The 23,766-nt window shown below is 71.2% G+C and carries 15 protein-coding genes and 2 pseudogenes; 13 read left to right on the forward strand and 4 right to left on the reverse strand.

All coding sequences use genetic code 11. The features are described 5' to 3' along the window. Positions 1 to 76 precede the first annotated feature (76 nt). The 11 genes and pseudogenes from B1H19_RS30750 to B1H19_RS30790 all read left to right on the forward strand — a co-directional run. Positions 77 to 6,229 (forward strand): annotated as a pseudogene (locus B1H19_RS30750) (type I polyketide synthase); the annotation flags it as partial. A gap of 311 nt (positions 6,230 to 6,540) precedes the next feature. Beyond that, positions 6,541 to 7,716, forward strand: a complete 1,176-nt coding sequence (locus B1H19_RS30755) for a glycosyltransferase (protein ID WP_237289586.1) — start codon at positions 6,541 to 6,543, stop codon at positions 7,714 to 7,716. Further along, a complete protein-coding gene (locus B1H19_RS30760) occupies positions 7,713 to 8,426 on the forward strand; it encodes a PIG-L deacetylase family protein (protein ID WP_203237265.1) in 714 nt (237 codons plus the stop codon). The genes B1H19_RS30755 and B1H19_RS30760 overlap by 4 nt, the downstream gene beginning before the upstream one ends. A 67-nt stretch (positions 8,427 to 8,493) precedes the next feature. Continuing rightward, on the forward strand, positions 8,494 to 9,741 hold the full coding sequence (locus B1H19_RS30765; protein WP_083107968.1) for a nucleotide sugar dehydrogenase: 1,248 nt from the start codon (positions 8,494 to 8,496) through the stop codon (positions 9,739 to 9,741). Between the two features lie 34 nt (positions 9,742 to 9,775). Continuing rightward, entirely contained in the window at positions 9,776 to 10,990 is a 1,215-nt protein-coding gene (locus B1H19_RS30770; RefSeq protein WP_083107969.1) for a glycosyltransferase, read from the forward strand. Positions 10,991 to 11,144: 154 nt separating this feature from the next. Further along, a complete protein-coding gene (locus B1H19_RS38905; protein WP_159028158.1) occupies positions 11,145 to 11,306 on the forward strand; it encodes a hypothetical protein in 162 nt (53 codons plus the stop codon). A gap of 28 nt (positions 11,307 to 11,334) precedes the next feature. Then, a complete protein-coding gene (locus tag B1H19_RS30775; RefSeq protein WP_107426190.1) occupies positions 11,335 to 13,074 on the forward strand; it encodes an MDR family MFS transporter in 1,740 nt (579 codons plus the stop codon). A gap of 190 nt (positions 13,075 to 13,264) precedes the next feature. Then, on the forward strand, positions 13,265 to 13,543 hold the full coding sequence (locus B1H19_RS30780) for a hypothetical protein (RefSeq protein ID WP_159028159.1): 279 nt from the start codon (positions 13,265 to 13,267) through the stop codon (positions 13,541 to 13,543). Between the two features lie 10 nt (positions 13,544 to 13,553). Then, on the forward strand, positions 13,554 to 13,706 hold the full coding sequence (locus tag B1H19_RS38910) for a hypothetical protein (protein ID WP_159028160.1): 153 nt from the start codon (positions 13,554 to 13,556) through the stop codon (positions 13,704 to 13,706). Between the two features lie 110 nt (positions 13,707 to 13,816). Then, positions 13,817 to 14,911 carry a sensor histidine kinase gene (locus tag B1H19_RS30785; RefSeq protein WP_159028161.1) on the forward strand — a complete coding sequence of 365 codons (1,095 nt, stop codon included), beginning with the start codon at positions 13,817 to 13,819 and terminating at the stop codon, positions 14,909 to 14,911. Positions 14,912 to 15,140: 229 nt separating this feature from the next. Beyond that, complete coding sequence (locus tag B1H19_RS30790) at positions 15,141 to 16,607, forward strand: NAD(P)/FAD-dependent oxidoreductase (RefSeq protein ID WP_203237266.1); 1,467 nt, start codon at positions 15,141 to 15,143, stop codon at positions 16,605 to 16,607. Between the two features lie 118 nt (positions 16,608 to 16,725). On the opposite strand, the gene B1H19_RS30795 is transcribed toward B1H19_RS30790, so the two are convergent. Together B1H19_RS30795 and B1H19_RS30800 are read right to left on the reverse strand one after the other, a co-directional pair. Beyond that, the gene (locus B1H19_RS30795; RefSeq protein WP_083107973.1) at positions 16,726 to 18,129 is read right to left on the reverse strand and encodes a class I adenylate-forming enzyme family protein; all 1,404 of its coding nucleotides are present in this window, start codon (positions 18,127 to 18,129) and stop codon (positions 16,726 to 16,728) included. A 250-nt stretch (positions 18,130 to 18,379) separates the two neighbouring features. Beyond that, entirely contained in the window at positions 18,380 to 20,038 is a 1,659-nt protein-coding gene (locus B1H19_RS30800; protein ID WP_083107974.1) for a flavin monoamine oxidase family protein, read from the reverse strand. A gap of 251 nt (positions 20,039 to 20,289) precedes the next feature. Between B1H19_RS30800 and B1H19_RS30805 the strand changes: the two genes are divergently transcribed. After that, entirely contained in the window at positions 20,290 to 21,249 is a 960-nt protein-coding gene (locus B1H19_RS30805; protein ID WP_083107975.1) for an ACP S-malonyltransferase, read from the forward strand. Here B1H19_RS30805 and B1H19_RS30810 read toward each other — a convergent pair. Then, positions 21,239 to 23,020: an ATP-binding protein gene (locus B1H19_RS30810; RefSeq protein ID WP_083107976.1), complete on the reverse strand. Its 1,782-nt coding sequence runs from the start codon at positions 23,018 to 23,020 to the stop codon at positions 21,239 to 21,241. The genes B1H19_RS30805 and B1H19_RS30810 overlap by 11 nt on opposite strands. Positions 23,021 to 23,130: 110 nt before the next feature. Then, positions 23,131 to 23,370 carry an acyl-CoA carboxylase epsilon subunit gene (locus B1H19_RS30815; protein WP_083107977.1) on the reverse strand — a complete coding sequence of 80 codons (240 nt, stop codon included), beginning with the start codon at positions 23,368 to 23,370 and terminating at the stop codon, positions 23,131 to 23,133. Between the two features lie 173 nt (positions 23,371 to 23,543). Between B1H19_RS30815 and B1H19_RS40055 the strand changes: the two are divergent. Next, positions 23,544 to 23,735, forward strand: a pseudogene (locus tag B1H19_RS40055) (RNA-guided endonuclease TnpB family protein); the annotation flags it as partial. Positions 23,736 to 23,766: the final 31 nt, after the last annotated feature.

Below are 23,766 nucleotides of genomic sequence, written 5' to 3' on the forward strand. Positions count from 1 at the left end.
GGCTCGCAGCACATTTCGACTGAGGGGGAGGATCTCTATGACCAACGAGGACAAGCTCCGGCGCTTCCTGAAGCAGGCCACGGCGGAACTGCACCAGACCCGGCAGCGGTTGCGGCAGGAGGAGGCCCGCTCGGCGGAGCCCATCGCGATCGTCGGGATGGCCTGCCGCCTCCCGGGCGGAGTGCACGGCCCCGACCAGCTGTGGGACCTGGTCGAACAGGGCCGGGACGCGATCACCGGCTTTCCGGCCGACCGCGGCTGGGAACTCGACGGGGCGGACGGCTCGGCGCCCTACCGCAGCGGCGGATTCCTGCACGACGCCGCGGATTTCGACCCGGCGTTCTTCGGCATCGTGCCGAGCGAAGCGGTGGCGATGGACCCGCAGCACCGCATCGCGCTGGAGATCTCGTGGGAGGCGCTGGAGCGGGCCGGGATCGACCCGCTGTCCGTACGGGCCAGCAGGACCGGCGTGTTCCTCGGGGTGATGAACGGCTCGGACTATGTCTCGGCGGGGACCGACGTCCCCGCCGGCGCCGACCCGTTCGTCGGCACCGGTAACACCGGCGCCGTGGTGTCCGGCCGGATCTCCTACACCCTCGGCCTCGAGGGCCCGTCGATGACGGTGGACACCGCCTGCTCCTCGTCGCTGGTCACCCTGCACCTCGCCTGCCAGTCGCTGCGCCAGGGGGACTGCACCCTCGCGCTGGCCGGCGGTGTCACCGTGCTGTGCGCCCCCGACTTCTTCGAACTCAGCGAACTTCAGGCGCTGTCGCCCGACGGCCGCTGCAAGGCGTTCGCCGAAGGCGCCGACGGCACCGGCTTCGCCGAGGGCGCCGGCATGCTCGTCCTGGAGCGGCTGTCCGATGCGCGCCGCAACGGGCACCGGGTGCTCGCCGTCGTCCGCGGCAGCGCCGTCAACTCCGACGGTGCGTCCAACGGGCTGACCGCGCCGAGCGGCGGCGCGCAGCGCAAGGTGATCGAGGCGGCCCTGGCGAACGCCCGGCTCACCCCGGGGGACGTCGACGCGGTCGACGCGCACGGCACCGGTACCGCGCTCGGCGACCCCATCGAGGCGCATGCGCTGCTCGCCGTCTACGGCCAGAACCGCGCCGCGGACGCTCCGCTGTGGCTCGGCTCGCTCAAGTCCAACATCGGCCACACACAGGCCGCCGCCGGGGTGGCCGGCGTGATCAAGATGGTCCAGGCGATCCGGCACGGGCGGCTGCCGCGGACGCTGCATGTGACGAAGCCGTCCAGCAAGATCGACTGGGCGTCCGGGGCGGTGGAGCTGCTGACCGAACAGCGGGAGTGGCCGAAGCTGGACCGGCCCCGCCGGGCGGGCGTCTCCTCGTTCGGACTCAGCGGCACCAACGGGCACATCATCCTGGAACAGGCGCCGGCCGAGCAGTCCACCGAGGCCGAAGGGGCCACGGAGGCCGAGGGGCCCGCCGCGGAGCCGTCGGCCGACCCCGGCCCCGTGGCGCTGCACCTCTCCGCCAAGTCCGCGGCCGCGCTGCGCGCCCAGGCCGGCGAGCTGCGCACCTGGCTGCGCCGGTACCCCGGGCTCCGACCGGCCGACGTGGCCCACTCGCTGCTGACCACGCGCACCGCCTTCGACCACCGCGGCGCGGTCGTGGGCACCGAAACCGGCGAACTCGCCGACGCCCTGGCCGTACTGGAGGCCGGGGACAGCGCGGACAACGTCGTGCGCGGAACCGCCCGGCCGGGCGCGAAGGTCGCCTTCATCTTCCCCGGCCAGGGTTCCCAGTGGGACGGTATGGCGGCCGAACTCCTCGACAGCTCACCGGAGTTCGCCGCCTCCGTCGCCGCCTGCGACGCGGCCTTCGCGGAGTTCCTGGACTGGTCGGTGGCCGCCGCGCTGCGCGGCGAGGAGCCCGGGCCGTCCTGGGACCGGAGAGCCGCCGTCCAGCCGATGCTCTTCACGGTGATGGTCTCGCTCGCCGCGCTCTGGCGGGCCCACGGCATCGAACCCGACGCCGTCCTGGGCCACTCCCAGGGGGAGGTCGCGGCCGCGTATGTGGCCGGGGCGATCGGCCTGCGCGACGCCGCGCGCCTGGTGGCCCGCCGCAACGACGCGCTGGGGACCCTCTTCGGGCACGGCGCGATGGCCTCCGTCCTCGCCCCGCCGGCGGACATCCTCCGGCGCCTCGAACGCTTCGACGGCGCGCTGTCCCTCGCCGCGGTCAACGGTCCCGGCGCCTGCGTGGTCTCCGGCGGCGTCGAAGCCGTCGACGCCTTCGTCGAGGACTGCACCGAGGAGCGCATCCGCGCCCGCCGGGTGCGCGGTGTGGAAGCCGCCGGACACTCCGCACAGGTCGAGCGGCTGCGCGAGCGGATGCTCGCCGAACTCGTCGTGGAACCGGTCGCCGCACCCGTGCCGTTCTACTCGACGGTGGACGCCGGACCGCTCGCCACCGAGGCCCTCACCGCCGACTACTGGTACCGCAATGCCCGCCAGACGGTGCAGTTCGACGCCGCGGCGCGCGCCCTGCTCGCCGACGGTCACCTCGTCCTGATCGAGGTGAGCCCGCACCCGGTGCTCACCGTGCCGCTCCAGGGCATCGTCGACGACGCGGGGGCCGACGCCGCCCTCGTCCCCACCCTGCGGCGCGAACACGGCGGCCTCGGCCGGTTCCGTACGGCGGTGGCCGAGGCGGCGGTGCACGGCGCCCGGGCGGAGCGGACGACGGCGCTGCCGGGCACCGGCGCGCCGGTCGAGCTGCCGACCTACGCCTTCCAGCGGCGGCGGTACTGGATGCCCACCACGCGGTCGGCCGGCGATGTCACCTCCGCCGGCCAGCAGCCCGCCGGGCACCCGCTGCTGGCCTCGGCGGTCTCCCTCGCCACCGGCGACGCACTGCTGCTCACCGGCAGGCTGTCGCTCACCTCGCACCCGTGGCTCGCCGACCATGGCGCCCTCGGCACCGTGCTGCTCCCGGGCACCGCATTCGTCGAACTCGCGCTGTGCGCGGGCGAGAAGGCGGGCTGCCCGGGGCTCGACGAGCTGACGCTCGCCGCGCCGCTGGTGCTGCCCGACGAGGGCGGTGTGGCGGTCCAGGTCATGGTGGGGGAGCCCGACGGCGAGGGCCGCCGGCCGGTGCACATCCACAGCAGGCCGGACGCCGCCGGGGACGACCGGCCCTGGACCACGCACGCGACCGGAACCCTCGTCCCGGACCCGGCGCCCGCCGCCGACCTGGGGGCCTGGCCGCCGCCCGGCGCCGAACCCGTCGACCTGACCGGGCTCTACGCGCGGCTGGCCGCGGCGGAGGTCGACTACGGCCCGGCCTTCCAGGGGCTGCGAGCCGCCTGGCGGGCGGGCGAGACGGTCTACGCCGAGGTCGCCCTGCCCGACGATGTGGCGTCCACCGCCCGGGATTACGGGCTGCACCCGGCGCTACTGGACGCCGCCCTGCACGCCGCCACGGCGGGCACCGAACTCTCCACGGCCGAAGCCCTGCGCCTGCCGTTCTCCTGGACCGGCGTCCACCGGTATGCCCCGGGCGCCGCCCGGCTGCGGGTCCGGCTGGTCCGCAAGGGCGGCGACACCGGGTACGAGATCGGCCTCGACGCCGCCGACGAGACGGGGAGGCCCGTGCTGTCCGCCGCCTCCCTCGTCCTGCGGGAGGTCTCCGCCGAGCAGCTGAGCGCCGCGAGCGGCGACCACGACGCGCTGTTCGCCGTGGACTGGGTCCGGCCGCGGGACTTTGGGGTGACGCCGCACGGCACCCGGGCAGTGCTCGGTGACGGACTGCCCGACGCCGGACCGACCGATGCCGGGACGCGCTACCCGGACCTGGCCGCCCTGACGGCCGCGGTGGAATCGGGTGCTGCCGTACCCGATTTGGTCTTCGCCGCGCCCGCCCCGCCGGCCGACGGTACCCCGGACGCCGGTACGGTCCACGACACGACCGCCCAGGTCCTCACCCTGCTCCAGGACTGGCTGGCCGCCGATGCGCTGAGCGGGGCCCGGCTCGTCGTGGTCACCCGCCGAGCGGTCGCCGCCCGGCCCGACGAGGCGGTGCCCGGCCTCGCCCACGCCGCGCTCTGGGGCCTGGTGCGCTCCGCGCAGACCGAGAACCCGGGCCGTCTCGTCCTGGTGGACACCGACGGCACCGACGCCTCGGCCCGCGCCCTCGTCGCGGCCGCCGCCGGCGCGGAGCCGCAGCTCGCGCTGCGCGACGGCACCGCCCTGGTACCCCGCCTCGCCCGGGTGCCGCTCGCCGCCCCGGAGCGCCCCTCGGGTCTCGACCCGGACGGCACGGTGCTCCTCACCGGCGCGAGCGGCACCCTGGGCGGGCTCGTCGCCCGCCACCTCGTCGCCGAGCACGGCATCCGGCATCTGCTGCTGACCAGCAGGCGCGGCGCGGACGCCCCCGGAACCACCGAACTCATCGGGGAATTGCATGAGTTGGGCGCCACGGTGGACATCGTGGCCGCTGACGTCGCCGACCGTGACGCGGTCCGCGCGCTGCTCGCCCGGGTGCCCGCCGACCGCCCGCTGACCGCGGTGGTGCACTCCGCCGGTGTCCTCGCCGACGGAGTGCTCGGCTCCCTCACCCGCGACCGGCTGGACCGCGCCCTCGCACCCAAGGTCGACGCCGCCCTGAACCTGCACGAGCTGACGCGCGACCTCGGCCTCGGCGCCTTCATCCTGTTCTCCTCGGCCGCCGGTGTCATCGGCAACGCCGGACAGGCCAACTACGCGGCGGGCAATGCCTTCCTCGACGCCCTCGCCCACCACCGCCGGGCCCAGGGTCTGCCGGCGTCCTCGCTGGCCTGGGGCCTGTGGGAGGAACGCAGCGGGATGGCCGACGGGCTGTCCGACGACGAGTTCAAGGAGCTGCTGCGGCCGGGCTTCGCCGGGCTGAGCAGCAAGGAGGGCCTGGCGCTGTTCGACACGGCGTGCGGGCTCGATGCGCCGCTCGTCGTACCGATGCGCTTCGACGCCGCGGCGGTCGCCGGTCTGGACGAGGTCCCGCCGCTGCTGCGCAAGCTGGTCCGCCCGGCCGCCCGGCGGGGCAGGCCGGCCGACGACGCCGGGGCGTTCCGGCAGCGGTTCGCCGCGGCCGAGCCGGCCGACCGGCCGGAGGTGGTGCTCGGCTGCCTCCGGGAGGCGGTGGCCCTGGTGCTCGGGCTGCCGGACGCCGAGTCCGTCGCCGCCGACCGGCCGTTCCTGGAGCTGGGCTTCGACTCCCTCACCGCGCTCGAACTGCGCAACCGGCTCGCCACCGCGGTCGGCACCCGGCTGCCGCCCACCGTCGTCTTCGAGCACCCCACCCCGGCCGCGCTCACCGCGCACCTGGTGGACGTCCTCGCCGCCCCGGCCCCGGCCGACGGCCCCCCGGCGCCCGGAAGCACGTCCCCGGCGACCGCCTCGACCGCCCCGACCGGCTCCACCTTCGGGCCGATGATGGCGCGGGCGGCCGAGCTGGGGAAGGTGCCGGAACTGGTCCGGCTCCTCACCGAGGCGGCCGCATTCCGGCCCGTCTTCGACCGTCCCCAGGACGCCCCGGTCGAGCCGGTCCGGCTGGCGACCGGGCCGGACGGACCGCGGCTGGTCTGCGTCCCCTCCGTCCTGGCGATGTCGGGGCCGCAGGAGTACGCACGGTTCGCCGCGCCCTTCCGCGGTGAACGCGACGTCCTGGTGCTCCCGGTCCCCGGCTACCGCACCGGCGAGCCGCTGCCCGCCTCGGTCGAGGTGCTGGCCACCGCGCACGCGGACCGACTGCTGGCCGAACCCGGTGACGGACCCTTCGTGGTCGCCGCCCATTCGTCCGGCAGCGTCCTCGCGCATGCGCTCGTACGGGAGCTGGAACGGCGCGGTGCACCGCCGGCCGGACTGGCGCTGCTGGATCCCTACGTCCCCGCCCGCCGGGAGTTCGCAGGTCTGGAGGACCGGCTGCTCGGCGGCGTGAGCGGTGACGAGCGCTTCCTGCCCACGGACGACAGCCGACTGACCGCCATGGGTGGATACTTCCGGCTGCTGGCCCAGTGGCAGTACACCGCCGTCGACGCACCCACCTTGCTGGTACGGGCCAGGGATCCGCTCGCCGCCTGGGGCGACGCCGCCGAATGGCGGTCCACCTGGGAGGGCCCGCACACCGTGACCGAGGTGCCGGGCGACCACTTCACGATGATGGAGGACCTGGCCGGCGGGACCGCACAGGCGGTCCGGGAATGGCTCACCGGCCCGGTCCGCCCGTAAGGGGGCCGGGGTAGGGGCGGTAGGGGTTGTTCCCCCCGGAAACCGGTCGTTAACTTTCTTGGGTACAGGGCGATTTCGCGTCATTGCGACGGCGCATCGCATCACCGCTGTCATTTCTCGCCTCGCCCGCCGGAAGGAAGTGCATCCGCTGCGGCGGCCAACGGCGAAATGGCTCTCCTGTGCCCCCGTCAATGCCCAGCGGCGTGCCCTTTCCGCATGCACCGCTGGAATTCAGCAAACCGAAGGGTCAGCTCATGCGAGTTCTATCGACGGTCACGGGTTCCCAGGGCCATGCGCGCGCGGTGTTGCCCGTGGTGAACGCGCTCGTCGAGGCCGGTCACGAGGTGCTGGTGGCGCTGCCCGCACATCTGACGACGGTGTTCGACGGCTCGGGTGCCCGGGTGGAACCGGTCATGCCGGATCTGGTCGACGCCGTCGTGGGGTTGGTGACCAACATCCTGGCGGGCGGCGGTGACGGCACGATCAGCCCCGAGGACTTCGCCGACCCGCGGATCAAGATGATGGTCTTCGCCGCGGGGCCGCATCTGGCCGACGCCTACCGGGCCGTGCTGCCGCTGGCCGAGGAGTTCCGCCCCGATCTGGTGCTGCGCGACGGCGGGGAGCTCTCGGGCGTCCTCGTGGCGGAGAAGCTGGGCATCCCGCACATCTCCGCACCGTCCGGCACCGGTAACGTTGTCGACCCCGAGGGCGCCAACGGGCTGCTGAACGCACGCCGCAAGGAGGCCGGCCTCCCGGAGCGCTCCGACCCCTGGTCGATCTACGCACACGGCAAGATCGACTGCGTACCGGACGCCTACTCGTTCGCCCAGTACCCGGTGCCGCCGGCCTTCACCTACCGGCAGCCCATGCTCGGCGCCATGCAGCACACGCTGCCCGCCGAACTGGCCGCGCTCTCCGGCGACAAGCCGATCGTCCTGGCGTCGGTGGGCACGTCGCTGCCGGTGCTGCTGGAGATGCAGGAACGCGGTATCGGCCTGCCCGACGGCATGCTCGAACCGGTCGAGACCTTCTACATGATCGTGGAGGCGCTGGCCAAGGTGGACTGCCACGCTGTGGTCTCCACCGGCGGTGTCCCGGTCGAGGGCATCGAACTCGGCCCCAACGTCCACCTCATGGACTTCGTCCCGCAGCCGCTGCTGCTGGAGTGCACCCAGCTCTTCCTCACCCACGGCGGGTACAACGGCATCCGCGAGGGCATCCGGGCCGGCGTCCCGATGGCGGCGCTGCCGCAGTTCGGCGACGAGCACCACAACGCGGGCCGGCTGGCCGAACTCGGCCTCGGCGAATGGATCACCGAGGTCAGCCCGGACGGCATCGCCAAGGTCGTCGACCGGGTCCTGCACGACGAGACGATCCACCACAACCTGCGCACCGCACAGCGCACGATGCTGGGCCTGCCCGGCGTCGAGGCGGTCGTCGCCCACCTGGAGTCCCTGGCGGCCGGCACCGCGGCGGCGCGGTCGTGACCGCCGCCTCCGCGGCGCTCGGCCTGCGGCCGGGCGACCGCGCGCTCGTCATCGCACCGCATCCCGACGACGAGACCATCGGCCCCGGCGGCACCCTCGCCCGGCTCGCCGCCGAGGGTGTCGAGGTGCACGTCCTGTGCGTCACCGTCCGCGCGGCGAAGATGTGGGGCAGCTCCAGTGAACCGTCCGTGCGGCACCAGGAGTTCGAGAAGGCCTGTGCCGCGCTCGGCGTCATGTCCAGCACCATCGCCTGGGTCGACGCCACCGGCGACATGGACATCTGCAACCGCCGGCGCGAGCTGGTCGACCTGATCGAACGGCACGAAGAGGTGTCGCTCACCGCGGTCCGGCCGCACGCCCTGTTCATCCCGTCGGCGGGCGGCTACCACCAGGACCACCAGGCGGTGCACGAGGCCGGATTCGCCGCCGCCCGGGTGCAGCCCGCCGGCCTGAAGCCGACCCCGCGCATCGTGCTCGGCTACCGCGGCGTCGAGGACCGCTGGTCGGCGATGAACGAGGCATGGTGGCTGCACGTCGACACCTCCTTGTTCTGGCAGGCCAAACAGGAGGCCCTCCAGGCGTACGGCACGCAGATGCGGCCCAGCGGACCACGCTCGATCGAGCAGATCCGCGGGATCGACGCCGCCACCGGCTCGTCCTGGAACTGCGCCTACGCCGAGTCCTTCGTCCCCTACCGCCTCGCGTTCTGACGCGCCTCGCCACCTGACGAGCGCACCCCCCACTTGTCGCTTCACCCGTGGACTCAGGAGGTCTGCCATGGGGAGTTTTCACGTCGGTATGGTCGGAATCGGCTATGCCGGACTGCCGTTGGCCGTAGAGCTGGCCAAGGTGGGCAACGACGTGGTCGGCTTCGACATCGACCGGGCCCGCGTCGAGACCGTCAACGACGGCCGCTCACCGGTGGATACCGTCACCGATGACGAGATCCGTTCGCTGCACGGTCGGCTGAGCGCCTCCACCGATCCGGCCGTCCTCGCGGCCAGTTCGGTGATCGTCGTCTGCGCGCCCACCCCGGTCATCGGCGACGAACCCGATCTGAAGCCGCTGACCAGCGCCGTCGAGACGGTGGCCGGACAGCTGCGGCCCGGCCAGCTCGTCATCGTCGAGTCGACCACCCACCCCGGCACCACCGACGGCCTGCTCCAGCCGATCCTGGAGAAGACCGGACTGCGCGCCGGAGTCGACTTCCACCTCGCCTACTCACCGGAGCGGATCGACCCCGGCAATGCCCGGTACGGGATCGGCAACACCCCACGGGTCGTCGGCGGTCTCACCGCGGCGTGCGCCGAGCGGGCCGCGGACTTCTACCGCCAGGTCACCCAGGTCCATGTGACCCGGGGCATGCGGGAGGCCGAGGCGGCCAAGATCCTGGAGAACACCTACCGCCAGATCAATATCGCGCTGGTCAACGAGTTCTCCCAGCTGTGCCACGGCATGGGCATCGATGTCTGGGACACCATCGCCGCGGCGGCGACCAAGCCGTACGGCTTCCAGACGTTCTGGCCGGGCGCCGGCGTCGGCGGCCACTGCATACCCGCCGACCCGCTCTACCTCATCCACCACGCGGGCACCCTGGGCATAGCGTTCAACATGGCCGAGACCGCGCACCGGGTGAACGAGGGCATGCCCTTGTGGGTCGCCGACCGGATCGCCAAGGACCTCGAGCAGCGCGGGATCTCCGTCAGCGAGGCGACCGTCCTGCTCCTCGGCGTGACGTACAAGGCCAACACCGACGACATCCGCCACACCCCCGCCGTACCGATCGCCCGGTCGCTGGTCGAGCGCGGGGCGAGGGTGCTCTGCCACGACCCCTTCGTCAACGGCCTGACCTGGCCGGACGGCCGGATCGAGGGCGTGCCGGACCTGGCGACGGCACTGGCCGAGGCGGATGTGAGCGTACTGCTCCAGCGCCACGAGCAGTTCGATCTGGAGCTGATCGCGCGGGCCCCGCGCCTGTTCGACACGACGGGCTCCGTCCGTACGGCTCACAGCGTGCTCCTGTGAGCCGCCCCCACCCGACCTCGGGAGCAGTCCTCTGATGCGTGTTCTGGTCACGGTCACCGGCTCGGCCGGGCATGCCAACTCCATGCTGCCCATCGCGCGGGCGCTGACCGCCGCGGGTCACGAGATCCTGGTCATCACCACCGAAAAGCTGGCGCCGCGTTTCGCCGGTGAATTCCCCGACGTACGACCGCTGTTGCCGGGGCTGCTCGACAAGTTCGCGCCGGTGCTGGAGATTCTGCGGTCCGGCGCGGAACCGCCGCCCGAACTGCTGGCCCAGTTCGCGGACATCGCCGGCCAGATGGCGTGGGTGGACACCGCGCCGCATGTCACCACGGCGGTGCGGGCGATCCTCCCGGTGGCCAAGGAGTTCGGGCCGGATCTGATCCTGCGCGACGGCGCGGAGCTGGCGGCGTGCCTCGTCGCCGAGGCGCTCGGCGTGCCCTTCGTCTCCGCGCCGTCGGGTGACGGCAATGTGCTCGACCCGGTGCGGGTGCGCGATCCGCTCAACGAGCGCCGGGCCGAAGTGGGGCTGCCGCCGCAGCACGATCCGCAGGCGATCTACCGTCATGGACGCATCGACTGTGTGCCGGCCATCTACTCGTTCGCCGCGTTCGAGATCCCGCCGGCGTTCTGCTACCGGCAGCCGACCAGTGTGCCGACGGCCCACGCCCTGCCCGCGGACATCGCGGCACGGCTGGCCGGCCGGCCGCTCGTACTGGCCACGGTCGGCAGCGAGTTCACCGCCACCGAGGAGGCCATGGAGGCCGGACTCGGGATGACCGACGGCGGTCCGCCGCCGGCCGATGCCGTGCGTGCGCTGGTCGCGGCGCTGTCCACGCTCGACTGCCTCGCGGTGGTCTCCACCGGCGGTCTCGCGGTGGACGGGCTTCCCGAAGCGGAGAACGTCCTGGTGAGCGACTGGGTCGACCAGCCGCTCCTGCTGCGGCACGCCGCACTGTTCGTCACCCACGGCGGCTACAACGGCATCCGTGAGGCGATGGCCGAGGGCACCCCGATGGTCGTGGTGCCGCAGGACGGCGAGAACGAGCACAACGGCCGGCGGCTGCACGCCTTCGGCATCGGCGAACTGGCCGCGGCGGCCACCCCGGAGGCCGTGGCCGAGGCATGCCGCGGAATCCTCGCCGACCCCCGCTACCACGAGCTCGCGGCCGACGCCCGCGGCGCCCTGCGGGCGCTCCCCGGCACGGCCGAACTGGTCCGGTACCTGGAATCGCTCGTGGCGGGTTGATTTCCGATCTCCACCCGGATCCCCACCCAAGAAGGGTCGTATCTCCACCGGACTCCGCATTAAATTCGGATCACGACCTCGAACTCGTCGAGAAGAACGCCGAGAAGAACTCCGCGAAGAACTCGACGAAGAACTCGACGAAAGGAAATGACCGATGAATTCGCTTGCCGAGATCGGGAATCCGGTGCAGCTGGCCATGGACTCCGAGTCGCTGATGAACTTCGCCCTGCTGCGCTTCGGGATCATCATCGGCGGCGGCCTTTTGGTGGTGCTGGTGTTGTTCACCCTACTGATGATCTTCAAGCGCAGGAGCTGACCGCTCCGCGAGGCAGGAGAGACGAAGAGTGGCACAGGCGACCGGACCCCGATCCGAGGACCGGGCGGCCGCCCGGTCCCGGCAGCACCGGCTGGTACTGGCGGTGATGCCGGGGCTGATGGCGGGGATGTTCCTCTCCGCGCTGGAACAGACGATCATGAGCACGTCCATCAGGACGATCGCCGACAGCCTCGGCGGCCTCAGTCTCCAGGCGTGGGCGACCACCGCGTATCTGGTCACGTCCACCATCGCCGCCCCGGTCTACGGGAAACTCTCCGACATCTACGGCCGCAAGCCGGTCTACCTCGCCTCCATCGCCATCTTCCTGGTGGGCTCGCTGACCTGCACCTTCGCCCAGTCGATGTACCAACTGGCGGCGTTCAGGGGCCTTCAGGGGCTGGGCGGCGGCGGACTGATGGCGCTGGCCTTCGCGATCACCGCCGACATCGTGCCGCCGCGGGACCGTTCGCGGTACCAGGGCTACTTCATGGCGGTGTGGATCGCGGCGAGCGTATGCGGCCCCACCGTGGGCGGCGCGCTCGCCGGCGCCGACCGGATCCTCGGGATCAGCGGCTGGCGGTGGGTGTTCCTGGTCAACCTCCCCATCGGGCTGCTGGCGATGGCCGTCATCGCCAGGGTGCTCGATCTGGAACACCACCGGCAGCCGGCGAAGATCGATGTGTGGGGCGCGGTGACGATCACCGTCGGCCTGGTCCCGCTGCTGGTGCTCTTCGACCACGGCAGGGAATGGGGCTGGGGCTCCCCGGCGGCGATGATCTCACTGGTCGTCGGCCTGCTGGGAATCGTGGCCTTCGTCGCCGTCGAACGACGGGCGGGCGACGACGCGTTGATCCCGCTGCGGCTGTTCCGTATCTCCACCTACCGCACCGCCATCCTGACCGCCATCACCGTCGGCGTCGGGATGTTCGGTGCGGTCTCTCTCGTGCCGCTCTATCTGCAACTGGCGCGCGATGCCACGCCGATGGAGTCCGGGCTGGTCATGCTGCCGATGATGGGCGGCATCATGATCGCCACGGTGGTCTCGGGGGCGCTGATCTCGCGGCGGGGACGGTACAAGATCCTGCCGGTGGCCGGTGCCGCGATCACCGCCGTCGGCATGTTCGCCTTCTCCTTCGTCGGCATCGACACCCCGATCTGGATCCCCCTGTCCCTCGTCCTGCTCTTCGGCATCGGGATCGGCAACTGCACCCAGGCCGTCACGGTCGCGGCGCAGAACGCGGTGCCGGCCCGCGACACCGGCGTGGCGACGGCCTCGCTGATGTTTCTGCGGCAGATGGCCGGCGCACTGGGCGTGGCGCTGTTCCTCTCCGTCCTCTTCGGGACGCTGGGCACCAACATCGCGGACGCCGTCGACCGCGCGACCGCCGATCCCGCGGTCGCCGCGGCCATCCACGACCCCGCGGTCGCCTCCGCACCGCGCAACAGCGCCTTCTTCCATCTGCTGCACGGCGGCCAGGAACTGGCCACGGACTCGTCGTTCCTGAAGACGATGGACCCCGTACTGGAACGGCCGTTCCGCGAGGGCGTCGCCGCATCTCTGGACCTGGGCTTCCTCATCGGCGCCGCCACCATGATCGTCACCCTGATCCTGGCCCTCTGCCTCAAAGAGGTACCGCTGCGCGAGCTGAGCGCATCCGAAGCGATGGCCCAGGAAGCCGAGGAGAAGGCGAAGGCGGAAGCGGAAGCAGGGGCGGAAGCAGAAGCTGGGGCAGCGGCCTGGCGGACGGCGGACGGCGACCCGGCATGAGGCACGCCCGTGCCGCGGGTGGAGAGAAGAAATCCACCTGGCTCCACCCCGGTTCCACCCGTGGACCGGCCCGGTCGGGCCGAGGGCCGCGATAGCGTCGAAGAAGAAGCTCGAAGTGGCCTGACAGCGCCGATTGAGATTCCGGGCCGACAGAGCTTTCGGCAAGGAAAAGGAAGTGGAAGGAAAAGTCATGGCTTTAGCGCTGGGGAGTGGTGGGCTGATGAATTTCGTGCTGTTGCGTTTCGCCCTGATCGCGGTCGGCGTACTGCTTCTCGTCATCGTCGGAGGGGTGGTGCTGATGGCGCTGAAGCGCCGGGGAGCGGTCAGCCAGGAAACGCTGGACAAGGCGCGCCGGCAGGCCATGCCGATCGCCCGCGCCGTGATGGAGAACCGCGGCCGGGGCGGCGGCCGCGGCGGACTGCTGAACGGCGTGATGTCCGCGCTCAACGACCGCGACCGGCGAAGGTGAGCAACCGGCCATGACAGGATTCATCCTTGCCGCAAAAGACGACGACCAGATGCTCCAGCACCTGCTGATGGACAAGATCTGGAAGATGGGCATCATCGTGGGCGCGGTGATCATCGCGCTGGTCGTCATGGCTATCATCTATCGCAAAGTAGGCCGTCGCTGACAGCCGTAGCCGAGCCCGGTGTTCGTGGCGACGTCCGGTCGGGAGAGATGGTGCGCGCCACGGACGGCCGGGGGGTTTTCCCGGCGTCATACGCCCCCGCGAGTCTGGTCATGCAGATCGTCGGGCTCGGACTGCTGATCGGCACGCTGGCCACCGCCCGCGAAGGCTCCGTGGCCGTATGGGCGGTCTACGCCGCCAGCTTCGCCTGCTGGTTCGTCTTCCACTTCCTCGTCGAAAACCGGCCGCGCGCGGCGGGCATCGCGCTGGTGCTCAGCGCCGCGCTGCCCGCCGCGACCGCCGGCTGGGCCCATGACTCCACCGCCGTGATCATGGTGAGCGTGGTGCTCGGCCGGTTCACCGCCTGGCACCGGCCGCGGACGGCCGCCCTGTGGATGGTGGTCGGCGGCTGCCTGCTGCTGACCCTGCTCACCTCGGCCGCCGGCGGCGCCGGCCTGGGCGATCTGGCCGGCTACACCGTCATGCTGCTCCTGCTCACCCTCCTCGGCCTGAACCAGCGCCAGTACCAACTCCGTGCCCACCAGGCCGAACAGCTGCTGGACCAGGCCAACTTGATGCAACAGGAACAGGCACAGGTGGCCGTGCTGGGCGAGCGGGCCCGGATCGCGCGGGAGATCCACGACGTCCTCGCGCACTCCCTCGGCGCGCTGACCGTCCAGCTCAAGGCCGCCGACTCCCTGCTGGACAACGGCGACATCGACGGCGCACGCGCCCGGGTCCAGCGCTCCAACCGGCTCGCCGACGACGGTCTGGCCGAGGCGGCGGCCGCCGTCGCCGCGCTGCGCGACGATGTCATCCCCCTCCCGGACATGCTGGCCGATCTGGTCGAGCACTTCGGCCGCGACCATCACACCGAGGTACGGCTCACCACCTCCGGCACCGTGCGCCCGCTGCCCTCCGGGCCCGTCGTCGCCCTCGTCCGGGCCGCCCGCGAGGCACTCACCAACGCCGCCAAGCACGCCCCCGGAGGCGCGGTGACCGTCGCCCTGGACTACGGCACCGATCAGGTGCGGCTGGAAGTGTGCAACGACATCCCGCGCCCGAAGTTCGTCGACGACGGACCGCCGGTGTCCGGATACGGCCTTACCGGAATGCGCGAACGCCTCGCACTGGTCGGCGGAACGCTGGAAACCGGCCCCGACGACACCCAGCGGTCCTGGCGCCTCGCCGTCGAGGTCGCCACCTGAGCACCCCGCCGTAACCGCCGGAGCACCGCTGGTGAGAGGTTGTCCAAGAACGGGAAAAGAGCTGGGGGAAATCCCCTTAACCCCCTCATCCATCAAGGGGCGGTTAGGGGTTGGCCGGGCAATAGGGGCCGCTTAGTTTTGGCCACAGGAATTCGGGGCGCGGCCGTGCGGAATGCGGAATTCGGCGCGCGCCCCGCTCGTCAGCCCAGCCAAAAGGGAGACTGTGACCGTGACCACCAGCTCTATCGATCAAAAAACCTTTGATGTGGTCGTCGTCGGCAATGGAGTGCTCGGTCTTTCGCTCGGGCTGACGCTGGCCCGCCGCGGGCTCGGGGTCGCACTCATCGGTGAGGCCCACCGGCCGACCGCGGCCTCCACTGCCGCCGGAGCCATGCTCGGCTGCTTCGGCGAGGTCACGACCACGCTGCTGAAGTCCGAACACGGCCGCACCAAAATGGACTTCGGCGTCCGGGCCGCGAAGATGTGGGACTCCTGGCTGACCGCGCTCGACGAGGACGCCCCCGGCGAGGACATCCGCACCGCCGACGGCACCACCGTCATGCTCAACACCGTCGGCATGGCGGCCATCGACGACGCCAACTTCACCGCCATCCGCGACATGCTCGACACGTACGACGAGCCGTACGAGGACGTCGACCCGGCCGACATCGAATGGCTGGACCCCGACCCCAACGCCCGCCCCCTGCGCGCCATGCACATCCCCGGCGAACACGCCGTCAACACCCCCGAACTGCTCGACCGGCTCCAGACGGCCTTCGTCCGGCGCGGCGGCACCGTCGTCGACGACACCGCCGTCCGGCTCCATCACCAGGACAGCCGCATCAACGGCGTCACCCTCGCCTCGGGAGCGCAGCTGTCCAGCGCGCGCGTGGTCCTGGCCGGCGGCGCCCGGACCCAGGAACTGCTCGACACCATGCCCGAGCTGTCCGCCCGCATCCCGCGCCTGGTCAGCGGCTACGGCGTCTCGGCCCTGATGCGCACCGAGGGCGGCAGCGGGCCGCGCAGCGTGCTGCGCACCCCCAACCGCGCCTTCGCCTGCGGCCTGCACGTCCTGCCGCGCGGCGAAGGAGAGGTCTACGTCGGCGCCACCAACGTCATCTCGCCGGAACCGGTGACCATCCCCGCCATGGGTGACGTCCTCTTCCTGCTCGAGTGCTCGGCCCGTCAGGTCCGGCGCGACCTGTGGGGCAGCGGTGTGCACAAGCTCCAGGTGGGCAACCGCCCGGTGTCGCTCGACGGCTTCCCGCTGCTGGGCGAGGCCGGTGTCGAGGGACTGTGGATGATGACCGGCACCTACCGCGACGGACTGCACCTCTCCCCGCTCCTGGCGGAGGAGATGACGCGCCGTCTGCTCGGCGAGGAGCACCACCTCGACTGGGACGCCTTCCGGCCCGTACGGTCGCCGATCGCCCCCGAGAGCCGGGAGGAGATCGTCCAGACCGTCTCCACCCATCTGCTCGCCACCGGATACGAGTACCCCTGGCGCATGCCCGTGATGTACCCGATGCTCATCGAGGCGGGCTTCCAGAACTCGTTCTCCGCCTGGGCGGACGAACTGGACCCGGAGTTCACGCCCCCGGCCGAACTGCTGGCCGTTTCCCGCCGGCTCTACCCCGTCATCGGCAAGTGGCTGCGGGAGTACTACGCGGCCAGCCGCTCGGCGCGCGAGGTCTGATCCGCAACCGCTTCCCGGCCGGTCCCGTGGCCGGCCGGGGACACCACAGAGCCCCGGGACGGACCGCCGTCCCGGGGCTCTGTTCCGCGTTCCGCGCGGGCCGCCTCCGGCGCCCGCCTCACTCCTGCGCCAGGCGCTCCAACTGCCGCTTGTCCGGCTTGCCGTTGCGGTTGAGCGGGAAGCGGTCGAGCACCACCACCCGGTCGGGACGCTCGTAGGCGGCGAGCAGGTCCTTCAGCCGCTCCCGCCAGTACGCCGTCTCCCGTCCCTCGTCGTCCTCCACGAAGAACACCAGCTGTGCCCCCCGCCGCTCGTCCGGCAGCGCGACGATCCTGACCGAGCACCCCTTGGCGGCCGCCGACCGCTCGATCAGCTCCGGATAGAGGGTGTAGCCCATCCGGTGCACCGCATACTTGCGGCCCAGGACGTAGAGGTTGTCGTCCGCGTCCAGATATCCGAGGTCACCCGTGCGCTGCCAGCCTTCGGGCAGCGGCACCAGCGTGCCGTCCTCGGCCAGTTGCCCTTCCATCGCATCGGGGGTGTCGACCTCCAGCTCGCCCGCCTGGCCCGCGGCGACCGTACGCCCTTCGTCGTCGACGACCCGCAGCCGGATGCCGTCCATGACCCGCCCGCAGGCCACCGGGTTCTCCGGCGTCGCGAACGCGATATTGCCCAGCTCCGTACTGCCGTAACTGTCCAGCAGCGGCCGCCCGAACTCGCCGACGTACCTCTCGACCAGCGGGGCGTCCAGGGGCGCCGCTCCGACGCAGAACATCCGCGCCGCATCCAGGGCCGGGCGCAGGGCCGGCTTGCGGGTGACGAGGTTGAGCATGCTGCGATAGCTGGCCGGCGTCGCATCGATGACCGAGGCGTCCGATTCGGCGGCCATGGTCAGCGCCCGGTCCAGCCGCCGGTACGGCGCGATCACCAGGGAACACCGCACCAGCCAGGCGATCAGCACCATGGACAGCCCGTACTGATGGGCAAAGGGCAGCAGCGGCAGCAGCACATCGTCTTCACGGTGCCCGACCTGCGCGGCGTTGCGCCGAAGGTTCTCCAGGAACTTCCGGCCGGACTTCACCACGCCCTTGGGGGAGCCGGTCGAGCCGGACGTCCACATGATCAGGCCGTCCGGGAGATCACACCAGGTCTCGATGTCCAGCCGCTCCTCGACCGGCGTCCGGCCGGCCGCGGACACCAGCAACTCGTAGAGATGCAGCGCCTCCTGACCGGCGTCCAGCGGCGCGTCCTCGTCGCACAGCACCAGCTTGGTGCCGGTGCGCAGAATGATCCGGCGGGTCTCTTCGGCGTGTTCCTGCTGGTCGACCAGCACGATCGAGGCACCCAGGTGCATCAACGCGAGCAGGGTGGCCATCCAGGCGGGGGAGTTGCCGGCCTTGAGCGTGACACGTTCTGCGGGGCCGACGCCCTGCTCGCGGAGCACCTGTGCGATGAGGAGAGCGTCGCGCTCGAAATCGTCCAGGGTCCGTACCGAGTCGGGGGCAAAGATTTTCGCGCTCATGTGGTCGCACGCTTCCTTCCTCATGCCGGGCATGGCCGGTGTGCTGCATGAGTGGTCCCGGTATTCACGGGGAGCAGTCGCACCGGCGGGACGGCGTGCGGAAGATTGACGCGGCCGTCCGTCCGGAGGGGCGGAACACGCCCCTCACCAGGAAAGAGTCTTCAAGTTGCGGAGCCGCCGGGGAACCCTTATCCGCCCCCCTACCATCCCTTGTCTTCACGACGGCAGGCCCGGACGAACCCACCGGGCGTCATGCATCGGGCAGCTCGACCGGCGCCAGCTCGCCGAACAGATCGCCCGGCCCCGGATTGCCGGCGGCGGACGCCCCGCCCAGATGCCGCACCACGCCCCACACCGCGTTCAGCGCCGTGGTCACCGCGCCCTCGGCGAAGCCCGCGGTCCACGAGATGTCGTCGCCGCACAGGAACAGACCGCGCTGCGCGGGGGACAGCCCGTCCTGGAGGAAGTGGGTGAACAGCCGCCGCTGATACCGGTATTGACCCGGCAGATTCGCCTTGAAGGCGCCCATGAAATGCGGCTCCGTCTCCCAGGTGACGGTCACCGGATCGCCGATGACATGCGAGGCGATGTCCACGCCCGGATAGATCTCCGCCAGCCGTTCCAGCAGCACCGCCAGCCGCTCCCCGGCCGACAGCGTCGCCACCTTCAACGAGTCGTCGTTCCAGGTGTACGACAGGCACATCACCCCGGGCCGGTCCGGACCGTCGTCGAAGAGATACACCCCGCGCGCCAGCCGGTCGGTGAGCGTCATGCCCATCGCCTCCCGGCCGCCGCCCGGCGCCGTATCGCGCCAGAACGGCCGGTCCGTCAGCACGAACAGCTTCGACGCCCCCATGTAGTGCGTGCGCTCCACCGCCGTCCAGTGCTCCGCGGGCAGCAGATCGGGCGGGCACGAGACGCGATTGAGCAGCGTCCACACATGCGGGGTGTAGACCACCGCCGGATAGGTGCGGGTCGCGCCGCTGCGATCGGTGAGCCGGAAACCGTCCGCCGCCCGGCGGATGGCGGTCACGCCGGGCAGCGGCGACCCCTCGTGCAGGGATGCCAGCGACGTGCCCCGCGGCCAGTGGACCAGGCGCTCCGGCCGGTGTTCCCACAGCCCGCGCGGCAGCTGCTCGGCGCCGCCCACCAGGGACAGCTGATGGGCGTCGGCCTCGGTCACCACGACCCGCAGGACCTCCAGCACCGAGTTGGGGAAGTCGGTGTCCCAGCCGCCGGTACCGAAACCCACCTGGCCGAATATCTCGCGGTGGCGGAAGGACCGGAAGGCCGGGCTGGTGGCCAGAAAGCCGTAGAACGACTGGTCGTCGAAGGCCGCCACCAGCCGGTTCCACACCAGCTTGAGGGTTCGGGTGTCCCGCTGCCGGATCGCGCTGCACAGGGTGGAAAGCTCCGCACGCTCCTGGAGGGTCTTCTCCCACGCCTCGGCGACCTCCTGGAAGACGGCCGGCAACTCCTCGGCGGTACGGGCCCACTCCCGCTGCCCGTTCAGATCGATCAGGGTGCCGGGGGTGGCAGGGGACAGGGGGTTGGGAAACGGCCGGGTGGCCAGGCCCAGGAGGCCGATGTAGTGGAACAGCGCCCGCGCCGAGACGGGAAAGCGCATGGCCCCCATGTCCGCGACGTGCTCCGGGGCGGCCGGGAACGGCACCGAGCGCATCCGCCCGCCGATCCGCTCCGCCTCGTACAGCACCGGCCGCAGACCCAGGCGCAGCAGTTCGTACGCCGCCGTCAGCCCGGCCATACCGGCGCCGACGACGGCCACCGGCGTACCGGCCCGTCCGGCGGGCAGGGTCCCCAGGCCGGCCGGATGCGCCAGCCAACTGTCATAGGAAAAGGGGAAGTCCGGCACGAGCATGGTCATCGGCGTCGGGGTGGCTGACGTCATGGGGGAAACCTCTCGGCCGCTGGGCGGTGCTGGCGCGGAAATTCACCAGGTCCGGGAACGGGGGAATACGAGACCTCAGGGGTCGGCGAAAGCACGCTATTTCTCCGCCGGGAAGCCGGACAACCCCTGTCAGCACCTTGGTCATCGCTCGGGTGCCGGGCGGCATAGGGGTTCTATGGGGTGTCGGCCCGTGTGGTGCCCGCCATAACGTGACTCACACTGACTGCCGACTCATATGAGGTGTAGCGCCGATGAACGAGAAGACCGCTCTGATATTCCCCGGAATGGGGCCGTCAAGCTTCGCCGCGGTCGGAAAGTTCATGGTGCTCGACCCCTATGTCCGGCGGCTGCTCCCGATCGCCGACGCGGCCCTCGGATATTCCCTTCTGGACCGCTTCTACGAGTCCGAAGAGGAATATTCCGAATATACCCAGGTGGCTTTTCTGGTCAACTCCCTCGCGCTCGCCCACCGTGCCGAGGAGGAGCTGGGCATGCGCCCCGACTACTGCGTCGGCCCCAGCTTCGGCCAGAAGGCGGCCGCGGTCTGGACGGGCTCCCTCGACTTCCCCGACGTGGTGCGGATGACCGCCGAACTCGCCCGCGACGAGCAGGAGTACTTCGCCACCGAGCACGCCGACGTGGTGACCCACTCGGTGATGCGCGTCCCCGAGCACAGCCTGGACGAGTACCTGTCGCAACTCGCCGAACAAGGCCACTGGTACGAGATCTCCGGCCGCCTCGACGAGGGCTTCTTCATGGTGTCGCTCAGCGCCCGACTGCTGGCCGATTTCAAGGAATCCGTCAGCGCGATGGGCGGATACTCGATGGCCACGATGCGCCCGCCGGTACACGCCAGAGCCTTCCACGGACTCCGTCGCAGGGCGGCGGACGCAGTGTTTCCCCGATATGGTGTCCGGGCCCCGGAAATCCCCGTGATCGCCGACCAGGACGGCCGCGTGGTGGAAACGGCCGAGGATATGCGCGGCATGCTCCTCGATACCTTCGATGTCCCCATCGACTGGCCCGCCGTGGTGAACTCACTGGTGAATCTCGGCGTACGCACGGTATTTGTCACCGGACCGGAGAATCTCTTCCGGCGGGTGCAGTGCACCGTACGGAACTTCGAGGTGATCGCGGTGGACCCCAAGAACACCCTGAAGAAAATGCTCCGGCCGGTCCGGTCGTCCAGCCCTCGTGCGGTCAGTCCTTGATCTCGCAGATCACCGCGCCGGAGGTGAGGGCGGCGCCGACCTCGGCGGTCAGGCCCTTGATGGTGCCGGAGCGGTGGGCGTTGAGGGGCTGTTCCATCTTCATGGCCTCCAGGACGACGACCAGTTCGCCCTCGACGACCTGCTGGCCCTCTTCGACGGCGACCTTGACGATGGTGCCCTGCATCGGGGAGGCCAGGGCGTCGCCGGAGGCGGCGCCGGTGGACTTCTTGGTGGCCTTGCGCTTGGGCTTGGCGCCGCCGGCGACCGCGGCGCGGGCGAGCGGCATGCCCAGCGAGGAGGGAAGGGAGACCTCCAGGCGCTTGCCGCCGACCTCGACCACGATGGTGTCGCGTGCGTCGCTCCCCGTCTCCTCGGTTCCCGGCGCCTCTCCCGGCGCCTCGAACGGGGGGATCTCGTTGACGAACTCGGTCTCGATCCAGCGGGTGTGGACGGTGAACGGTTCGGTGGAGCCGGTCAGTTCGGGTGCGAAGGCCGGGTCCTTGACGACCGTGCGGTGGAAGGGGATGGCGGTGGCCATGCCCTCGACGGTGAATTCGTTCAGGGCGCGGGCGGCGCGCTGGAGGGCCTGTGCGCGGGTGGCGCCGGTGATGACGAGTTTGGCGAGGAGGGAGTCCCAGGCGGGGCCGATGACCGAGCCGGACTCCACGCCCGCGTCCAGGCGCACGCCGGGGCCGGCGGGTGCGTCGAACGTGGTGACGGTGCCGGGTGCGGGCAGGAAGTTGCGGCCGGGGTCTTCGCCGTTGATGCGGAATTCGAAGGAGTGGCCGCGCACGGCGGGGTCGTCGTAGCCGAGTTCCTCGCCGTCGGCGATGCGGAACATTTCGCGGACGAGGTCGAGGCCGGTGACCTCTTCGGTGACGGGGTGTTCGACCTGGAGGCGGGTGTTGACCTCCAGGAAGGAGATGGTGCCGTCCTGGCCGACGAGGAATTCGCAGGTGCCGGCGCCTTCGTAGCCGGCTTCCTTGAGGATGGCCTTGGAGGCGCGGTAGAGCTCGGCGTTCTGTTCGTCGGAGAGGAAGGGCGCCGGGGCCTCCTCGACCAGCTTCTGGTGGCGGCGCTGGAGGGAGCAGTCGCGGGTGGAGACGACTACGACGTTGCCGTGCTTGTCGGCCAGGCACTGGGTTTCGACGTGGCGGGGGCGGTCGAGGTAGCGCTCGACGAAGCATTCGCCGCGGCCGAAGGCGGCCACGGCCTCGCGGACGGCGGAGTCGTAGAGCTCGGGGACTTCTTCGAGGGTGCGGGCGACCTTCAGGCCGCGGCCGCCGCCGCCGAAGGCGGCCTTGATGGCGATGGGCAGGCCGTGTTCCTGGGCGAAGGCGACGACCTCGTCGGATCCGGAGACGGGGTCGGGGGTGCCGGCGACCAGGGGTGCGCCGGCGCGCTGGGCGATGTGGCGGGCTGCGACCTTGTCGCCGAGGTCGCGGATGGCGTGCGGCGGCGGGCCGATCCAGGTCAGTCCGGCGTCCAGGACGGCCTGGGCGAATTCGGCGTTCTCGGAGAGGAAGCCGTAGCCGGGGTGGATGGCGTCCGCGCCGGAGTCGGCGGCGGCCTGGAGCACCTTGGCGATGTCGAGGTAGCTGGTGGCCGGGGTGTCACCGCCCAGGGCGTAGGCCTCGTCTGCCGCACGGACATGCAGGGCGTCCCGGTCGGGCTCGGCGTAGACCGCCACACTCCCGATCCCGGCGTCCCGGCAGGCTCGGGCAACCCGAACGGCGATCTCGCCACGGTTCGCGATCAGTACCTTGCGCACAATCGGTTCTCTCGTTTCTCTTCTCGACGGCTCTTCGCGGCGGATTCTTCGTGTCGATTTCTTCGTATCGGGTCTTCTCGACTGCCATCGGCCCGGCTGGCCCGCCGCCCTCATACGCCGAAGCGCCAGGCCCCCGCGCCCCGTTGCCCCGGTGCGTGGGTCATCCGCGCGGCCGGCGCCCCCCAGGTGCGTCGCGCGGGCCGGTGTTCGGATGCCGGAGGGGCGGCGCCCGAGTGGAGCCGGGCGAGGATCGCCACCACCGCTGCGGCCACCTCCTCGCTGGTGGCGTTGCCCCGCAGCACCTGGATGTCGGGCCCGGCGGCGGCGACGGGCGCCCCGTTCGCCGTCACCGGATTCCTCCGAGAATGCCCCCGCGTTCACGTGGGGGAGAAATCGCACTCCTGCGGAGCAGGACGGGGATAGCCGAATCGCCGCCAGGGTGATTCGGCGTCCACCATTCCCGCAGGTGAGGGACACCGCATAGCTCAATCCGAGTCAACTGTCAGTCCTCCCCGATAGGTTGATGTGCAAGACGTCGGAAGCGAAGACGGAGGATGCCGGGTGCGCTCGGTGCCTGTTCCACCGGGCCGCGGAAGCGACCGGCGAGAAGCTGACCTGCGGCCCGGCGCAGCTCGACAAGATGCTGACCGAGGCCCGCAGGGCAACGTCGTGGCTCGCCGAAGGGGCGAGCGTGCCGCAGGGACAAGAACTCCGCCCGCGTTATGCTCGTCCGGGCTGGTCTCAAC

Source organism: Streptomyces gilvosporeus (assembly GCF_002082195.1).
Taxonomy (GTDB): domain Bacteria; phylum Actinomycetota; class Actinomycetes; order Streptomycetales; family Streptomycetaceae; genus Streptomyces; species Streptomyces gilvosporeus.